The organism is Flavobacterium sp., assembly GCF_039916025.1.
In the GTDB taxonomy this organism is placed as follows: Bacteria; Bacteroidota; Bacteroidia; order Flavobacteriales; family Flavobacteriaceae; genus Flavobacterium.
Genome location: NZ_JBDSMB010000055.1, coordinates 1 through 8,504, shown reverse-complemented (window position 1 = coordinate 8,504; position 8,504 = coordinate 1). Strand labels below are relative to the sequence as shown.

Genomic DNA, 8,504 nt, shown 5'->3' with positions numbered 1-8,504 from the left:
ACCGATTCTAAAAGAGTTTCAAAACCACTCCGAATAAAGGAAATCGATTCCACGCAGGAAGTTCGAATGAACACGACTGACGGCGAATTAAATCGTGTGCTTGGTGGCGGAATTGTTCCAGGCTCATTAATACTTTTGGGCGGAGAACCTGGCATCGGAAAAAGCACATTGCTATTGCAGATTTCTTTAAAATTGCCTTATAAAACCTTATATGTTTCTGGTGAAGAAAGTCAGAAGCAAATAAAAATGCGTGCTGAAAGGATCAATCCCAACAGCGACAACTGCTATATTTTGACCGAAACCAAAACACAAAATATCTTTCGTCATATTGTAGAAACCGAACCCGATATTGTCATTATCGACTCGATACAAACATTGCATACCGATTATATAGAATCCACCGCAGGAAGCATTTCTCAAATCAGGGAAACCACGGCCGAATTGATAAAATTTGCCAAAGAAACCAACATTCCGGTTATATTGATTGGTCATATTACCAAAGACGGAAACATTGCCGGACCAAAAATCTTGGAACACATGGTCGACACGGTTTTGCAATTCGAAGGCGACAGAAATCACGTTTACCGTATACTCCGTTCTCTCAAAAACCGTTTTGGCTCGACCGCCGAATTGGGAATTTATGAAATGCAGGGTTCGGGTTTGCGCGAAGTTTCCAATCCTTCCGAAATTTTAATTTCGCATCGCGAAGAAGAACTTTCAGGAACAGCCATTGCTTCCACAATGGAAGGAATGCGGCCTTTGATGATTGAAATCCAGGCATTAGTTTCAACCGCTGTTTATGGAACACCACAACGAAGCACAACGGGTTATAATGCCAAACGACTGAATATGATTTTGGCTGTATTAGAAAAACGAGCCGGTTTCCGTCTCGGAACAAAAGATGTTTTTCTGAATATTACCGGTGGAATTTCTGTTGATGATCCGGCGATTGATTTGGCTGTTGTTGCCGCCATCTTGTCTTCCAATGAAGATATTGCTGTTGGTAAAGATGTCTGTTTTGCCGGCGAAGTCGGTCTTTCGGGTGAAATTCGCCCCATAAATCGTGTCGAACAACGCATTCAGGAAGCTGAAAAGTTAGGTTTTTCGACTATTTTTGTATCTAAATACAATAAGATTGCCGCCAAGTTTCCGGGAATAAAAATCGTTTTGGTTTCGAAAATCGAAGAAGTAGTTGAGCAATTGTTTGGATAAGATAAATTGCTATCGTTACCTTTACAATAAAAGTTAAAAAAAAAGCGTTTTTAAATAAATACAAACGAACTATTTATGAAAACAAAGCTCTTATTCCTATTATCCCTATTTACGGTTTTAATTTCATGTTCCGAGCAAAGTCAATTTAACCAGTTTGTTGATTTCGGAGCAGAAAATCGTTGGCAAAAACCAGATGTAAAAACATTTGAATTTGATGTAACCGATGATTCCCATTTGTATAATCTTATATTCAAATTCAGTCACGTTTACGATTATCAATTCGATACTGTTCCTATAAATTTCACCATCGAAAATCCCGCGGGCGAAAAGGAAAATTTTTCTGTTGATTTAATGATAAAAGATAGTGCGGGCAAAGAATTAGCCGAATGTGCAGGCGATGTCTGCGATTTGAAATATTCAATTAAAGAAAAAACAAAACTCCAAAAAGGAAAATATAAAGTAACCATTTCGCATAGTTTTGAAGGACCATATCTCCCAAATGTAATCGGAATTGGATTGAACGTTGACAGCATAAAATGAAAAAAGCAAAACGAAAAGTAATTCTTCTCCTGAAAATCTTCGGCACTTTGGTGCTGCTGGGTTTGGTATTGGTTTTGGCTTTTCGTAACACCATCCTGAACAAAGTTATTCATCAGGTTGACTATCAAATGGAACGCGATTATCAGTGTAATGTTACGATACAAAAAGCAGAATTTCACGGTTTGACCAATGTAGAATTTCAGCATATTGCTTTGGTTCCAAAACAAGCGGATACATTGATTCACATAAACGAATTAAAAACCAGCGTCAACATCTGGAAGCTTTTAGTCGGCGATATTCAATTGGGGAAACTGGAAGTCAACAAAGGATTCATTCAATTGGTAAAAACCAAAAACGGTAGTAATTATGATGCTTTCCTGCATTCCAAAAAAGAGAAAGATGAAAATGCTGAAATCAATTATGCTAAACTTTTAAACCGAATTTCTTCCCGATTGATGGATTTGGTTCCGACCGATATGCAGGTCAAAGGCTTTGCTTTCAAAATCAATGATAACGGTAATAAAGTGATTTTTGACTTTAACGAATTGACTTTAGCAAATAAAAAACTCACCACCATAATTCAGGTAACTTCGGATAAGTTTTCACAACAATGGAGCATAAACGGCTTTGCCGATCCCAGAGACAGAAAGGCGGATTTGACATTTTCCAATACTAAAAACGACACCATCAGAATTCCATATATTGATAAGAGATTCAATCTGAAAACGGGTTTTAAATCAATTCATTTCAACTTAGAGAATTTAGCCATGGATAGTGGCGAACTACATATTGATGGTTATTCTTCGATTCAGGATTTGGTTGTAAATAATCCAAAGATTGCGAGCAAAGACGTGATTATAAAGAATGCGCGTTTTGATTATCGCTGGATAGTTGGAGAACGTTTTATTGCTTTGGACAGCACATCGACGGTTGAGCTGAATAAAATCAAATGTCAGCCTTATGTTTCTTATACAAATGACAAGGATAAAGTTTATCAGCTTAAACTGAAAATTCCGAAAATGAAAGCACAGGATTTCATCAGCTCTTTGCCAACGGGATTATTCCGCCATTTTGAAGGTATGGAAGCGAAAGGAAATTTTAGCTATGCGTTGAATTTTGGTTATAACAATCACAAGCCAAATAATATAATTTTTGAAAGCACGCTCAAACCGAAAGGCATAAAAATCACTAAATATGGCGAAGCCGATCTGAACAAAATCAATGGACCGTTTACTTATCGCGCTATCGATAAAGGTGTTTTACAACGTCCAATTTTTATCGGTTCCGGAAGCGGAAATTATACGCCTTTGAGTATGATGTCGCCCTATCTAAAAAAATGCGTACTAACCAGCGAAGATCCTTCATACATGTCACATCGCGGATTTATCAATGCGGCTTTCAAGGAATCTATTGCCCAGAATATCAAAACAAAAAAATTCAAACGAGGCGCCAGTACGATTAGCATGCAGTTGGTGAAAAATGTTTTTCTGACGCGTGAAAAAACATTATCGAGAAAACTCGAAGAAATTTTATTGGTTTATATCATGGAAAATAACCATATCAGTTCTAAAGACCGTATGCTCGAAGTGTATTTTAATGTTATAGAATGGGGACCAAACATATACGGAATTGCCGAAGCGTCTCAGTTTTACTTTCAAAAAAAACCTTGGGATTTGAACGTAAACCAATGTTTGTTTTTGGCAACGATAATCCCGAATCCAAAAGGCTTTATGGGAAAATTTAATGCTGAGAACAGATTAAAACCTGCCGCAAAACAAACTCAAAATTTCCTGACCAATTTGATGTTCAAACGCGGTATTCTGACAGCGAATGATACTATTGGAAACTTCCCTTTATTTATTTCCGGTCCGGCCAAATATTTTCTCAAACAAAAACCACCAGCTATCAGAAACGACAATGCTCCCGTGGAAGAGTTTGAATTTTAATTTTTGAAATAAGTTTATCCCGCTCCCAACCTTTTTGTGTTATTAGGTCTCTATAAAAGAATACACCTAATTTTTAAACACATGAAAAAAATCCTTTTTACCTTCCTGTTTTTGGTTTCTGCAACCATGCTTGCTCAAAAACCAATTTTTACGACTGCCAAAGTCAAAGCAGCGACAGTTTATTTCAATGCTGCCGAATTATCACAAACCACTTCGGTAAATCTTCCTGCCGGAACGAGTGAAGTCGTGATAAAAAATGTCGCCGACTATTTGAATGAAAACACCGTGCAGATTGGCGCTCCAAATTCCGTAACTGTTTTATCGGTGCAGTTTACACAAAATTATATTTCAGAATATGAAATTGATGAAGCAAGTCCGGTGATTAAAAAAGTGCGTGACAGCATTTCAATCGTCAAAAAAGAAATCAAAAAAGTACAAATTGAAATCTATGCAGATCAACAAACGATTGCTCTTTTAGATGCTAATCAAACGGTTGGTGGCGCCAATACAGGTCTGAATGTTGCCGAATTGATTAAGTTAGTTGATTTCTATAAAACCAAGAGAAATGAAATCGATAATGCGGTTGTTATTTTACAGGAAAAAGAAGCTGTGCTCAATCGTAAATTCATAAGCCTAAACGATAAACTCGAAATCAACACCAAAAAAGAAGACAAAACCTCTAAAGGAAAACTGATTATTCAGGTGATGAATGAAACTGCCGGATTGGTTAATTTGGATATAAATTACATTACCAACAATGCTTCCTGGAAACCCTTTTATGATTTGCGTGCAGAGAACATTACTTCACCAATTAACATGATGTATAAAGCGCAGGTAATTCAAAATACAGGTGTCGACTGGAAGAAAGTTGATTTGACATTATCTTCAGGGAATCCAAATCAGAATAATCAGATTCCGTTGTTAAGTTCTTGGTTTTTGAGATATGCCGAAATTTATGAAAAAGAAGTGAATTTAGGCATGCAAAATAGCATTCGAGGAAAAGCTGCTGGCGTTACATTAGATGAAGTCGTAATCCAGAGCAACATGGGTTATTTCAAAAAAGATAAATCTTCAATTTCCCAATACACAACAATTAATGAAAACCAACTCAACGTTTCGTTTGATATAGATATTCCGTATGATATTTTATCCAATGGAAAACCTCATAGTGTGGCGCTGAAAGAAATAAAATTACCGGCTACTTATAAATATTATGCGGTACCAAGAGTAGAAAAAGAAGCATTTCTTTTGGCAGAAATCAATGATTATTCGAAATACAATTTATTATCAGGTGAAGCCAATATTATCTTCGAGGGATTGTATGTAGGTAAAACTGTGATTAATCCAAACCAAACTTCAGACACTTTGAATTTGAGCATGGGAAGAGATAAAAAAATCTCCATCAAGCGTGAAAAAGTAGTGGATAAATCGGGAACTAAATTTCTTTCTTCTAAAAAGGAGCAGACATTTACTTTTGATATCACCATTAGAAATAACAAAAAAGAAGCAGCTGATATAACCTTGAAAGACCAATATCCATTAAGCACTGACAAAGAAGTGGAGATTGAATTATTAGAAAAAAGTAATGCTAAAGAAAACAAGGAAACCGGAATCCTAACCTGGGATTTAAAACTCAATCCGAATGAAACCAAGAAAATAAGGATAAGCTATAAAGTCAAATATCCGAAAGATAAAATGATAGATAATCTATAATATCAGAAACGCAATCCTAACCGATTGCGTTTTTTTTTAACTATTAGATTGTAACCTTTTTATTCCTAACTTTACGTAACCAAAAAAATAATGCTATGAGAAAACTTTTCCTTTTAAGTATCTGTCTGTTTTCGTTCGTCAATTATTCACAGACAATCGGATTACAGCAATTTGCAACAGGATTTACTGCTGCGATCGAGTTAACTCACCCATTAAATGACCCACGCCTTTTTGTGGTACAACAAGGTGGTTTGATACGCATTGTAAATCCAAATGGTACAATCAATGCGACTCCTTTTTTAAATTTGACTTCCTTAATAAGTACTGGAAGTGAGCGAGGTTTGCTGGGTTTGGCCTTTCATCCAAATTATGCCACTAATGGATATTTCTTTGTAAACTATACTAATACTTCGGGTAATACGGTTATTGCTAGATACAGCGTCAGCGCTGATCCAAACGTAGCCAATACAACCCCACTTATTTTAATGACTATCAGCCAACCTTCATCCAATCATAATGGAGGGACTTTGCGATTTGGCCCTGATGGCTATTTATATATTGGAATGGGTGATGGCGGTGGCGCCGGCGATACAAGTGGCTACGCTCAAAATTTAGATTTGGCCTATCCTGCTATTGCGTCTAATCCTAGTCGTATTTATTTAGGCAAAATGCTTCGTATAGATGTAGACATTGTAGCTGATGCTTTGAATTATGGAATTCCACCTACTAATCCATTTGCTGACCAACCCGGAAAAGCAGAAATCTGGGCTTATGGCGTGCGAAATCCGTGGAAATTTTCATTCAACCGTGCCAATGGAGATTTATGGATTGCCGATGTAGGCCAGGATTCTATCGAAGAAATTGATAAAATTACGAGTCCTTTACCAAACACCGCGTTGAATTTTGGATGGCGTTGTTACGAAGGTAATGCTGTTTTTAGTACGTCTATTGGCACATGTCCTGCATATGCTTCAACCGTTCCACCAATAACGCAATATACTCACGCTTCGGGCAGATGCTCTATTACCGGCGGCTATCTTTATTCGGGAACGATGTATCCAAATTTTCAAAACAAATATTTCTTTGCCGATTTTTGCACTGCCGAAATAGGATATACAACATCCGGAGCAATAACATGGGCTTATGATGCGCCAAATTATTTGGGCACTTTTGGAGAAGACATGAATGGCGAATTATATGTTTCTATTAATGCCCAATATTCTCCAACAACGTCTTCTATAATTTATAAAATGATTGATACTTCGTTAAGCGTTTCTGAATTTGAAAAAAATGGTTTTTCATTATATCCAAATCCGGCGAAGACCGAAGTTTTTATTAAAAACAGCACCGGAACTACACTTTCCAAAGTGAACGTTTTTGATTTAACCGGAAAGTTGGTATTGACAAAAGCCGTGGAAAATAATGAGACAACTCCTGCTGTAAATATTGTTGCTTTAGCCAGTGGATTGTACTTGATTGCTGTTGAAGATTTGAACGGAAATCAATATCAGTCTAAATTGGTTGTAGAGTAATGATGAAAAGAATCTTTATTGTTCTTTTATTCTTATTGCTGTTTTATTGGGGCTATAGTTCATTATTAAAAAATAATGGAATTGCGGCCACAAGGAATTTGGCATCAATTGAAGCAACTGAAAAAAGGATGAATGATCAATTACAGATCATAAAAACCTTTCTTCAAAAAAAACCAGCCTACAATTCAGATATCGTTTTTCTTCTTGACATGAAAATTATGTCGGGCAGGAATAGATTTTTTGTCTATGATTTGAATGAAAGAAAAATAATTGATCAAGGCTTGGTTGCACATGGCTCTGGTTCAGAGACTGGAATTCAAAACAATCTGAAATTCAGTAATGTCAATAACTCATTGGCAACATCATTGGGAAAATATTCCATCGGCGAAAGTTACAACGGTCAATTTGGCAAAGCCTATAAATTGTCTGGATTGGATAACTCAAACAGTAATGCTTTTATCAGAAATATTGTTCTTCATAAATATAGCAAAATGCCTTATGAAGAACAAATTGAGCCTGTTTGCAATAGTTTTGGTTGTCCAATGGTTAATGAAATCTATTTCAAACGAATTGAAAAAATTCTTGACACTACCGAAAAGCCAATCTTATTAAGTATTTACTATTAAAATTACGGTGCCGGATTCGGAATTGATTCCTGGATTTTATTGATTTCTGAAATAATTTCTGTTGACAAAACAGTTTCAAATGCAGCAATGTTTTCCTGAAGTTGTTTCATAGTTGTGGCTCCGATAATAGTCGATGTCACAAAATCCTGTCGGTTTACAAAAGCCAAAGCCATTTGGACTAAAGTCAGTCCATTTTCATATGCCAATTCCTGATATAATTTTGTGGCTTTGTGACAATTTGCATTCGAATATCTTGTAAACTGCGGAAACAATCCCAATCGTGATGTTGGTAAAGTTCCATTCAAATGCTTGCCTGTCAAAAAGCTAAATGCCAATGGAGAATAAGCCAACAAACCAACCTTTTCACGCATTCCAATTTCGGAAAGCCCAACTTCATACAAACGATTTAATAAAGAATACGGATTTTGAATCGTAACGATTCGCGGTAAATTATGCTTTTCGCTTTCGCTGATAAACTTCATCACACCGTATGGATTTTCATTCGAAACACCAATGTGCTTTATCTTTCCTTCTTTGATTAAACCATCATAAATGCTCAAGACTTCAAAGAAATTTTCCTGCCAATGTGTATCAATTTCTGAAACGCCACGCTGTCCAAACATGTTCATCACACGCTCTGGCCAATGCATTTGATATAAATCGATATAATCTGTTTGTAGATTTCTTAAGCTTAAATCAACTGCTTCGTGAATGTTTTTCTTTGAAAAATCAAGTGGATTTCTAATATAATCTAAGCCTCTGTTTGGGCCTGAAATTTTTGTGGCGATAACCAAATTTTCTCTTTTATCTGATTTCTTTAACCAGGTTCCGATATACTTTTCTGTTTTTCCCAGTGTTGCTTCGCGCGCAGCAATCGGATACATTTCGGCAGTGTCAATAAAATTGATTCCTTTTTCAACAGCATAATCCAATTG

7 protein-coding genes are annotated in these 8,504 nt (G+C 36.3%); 6 read left to right on the top strand and 1 reads right to left on the bottom strand.

The window, feature by feature from the left end; genetic code table 11:
* The 6 genes from radA to ABIQ27_RS03170 all read left to right on the top strand — a co-directional run.
* Positions 1-1,212: DNA repair protein RadA (gene radA / locus ABIQ27_RS03195; protein ID WP_348031990.1), on the top strand; the 1,212-nt coding region annotated here is incomplete at its 5' end.
* Positions 1,213-1,287: 75 nt separating this feature from the next.
* Positions 1,288-1,752: a hypothetical protein gene (locus tag ABIQ27_RS03190; protein WP_348031989.1), complete on the top strand. Its 465-nt coding sequence runs from the start codon at positions 1,288-1,290 to the stop codon at positions 1,750-1,752.
* Positions 1,749-3,698, top strand: a complete 1,950-nt coding sequence (locus ABIQ27_RS03185; protein ID WP_348031987.1) for a biosynthetic peptidoglycan transglycosylase — start codon at positions 1,749-1,751, stop codon at positions 3,696-3,698. Before ABIQ27_RS03190 ends, ABIQ27_RS03185 begins: the two co-directional genes overlap by 4 nt.
* Positions 3,699-3,779: 81 nt before the next feature.
* Positions 3,780-5,411, top strand: coding sequence for a DUF4139 domain-containing protein (locus ABIQ27_RS03180; RefSeq protein ID WP_348031985.1), 1,632 nt, complete (start codon positions 3,780-3,782; stop codon positions 5,409-5,411).
* Between the two features lie 95 nt (positions 5,412-5,506).
* Positions 5,507-6,943 carry a PQQ-dependent sugar dehydrogenase gene (locus ABIQ27_RS03175; protein ID WP_348031983.1) on the top strand — a complete coding sequence of 479 codons (1,437 nt, stop codon included), beginning with the start codon at positions 5,507-5,509 and terminating at the stop codon, positions 6,941-6,943.
* Positions 6,943-7,569: a murein L,D-transpeptidase catalytic domain-containing protein gene (locus ABIQ27_RS03170; protein WP_348031982.1), complete on the top strand. Its 627-nt coding sequence runs from the start codon at positions 6,943-6,945 to the stop codon at positions 7,567-7,569. The genes ABIQ27_RS03175 and ABIQ27_RS03170 overlap by 1 nt, the downstream gene beginning before the upstream one ends.
* Before the next feature lie 2 nt (positions 7,570-7,571).
* Here the strand turns inward: ABIQ27_RS03170 and ABIQ27_RS03165 are convergent.
* A partial coding sequence (locus ABIQ27_RS03165; protein ID WP_348031981.1) for an aldo/keto reductase occupies positions 7,572-8,504 on the bottom strand: 933 nt, incomplete at its 5' end.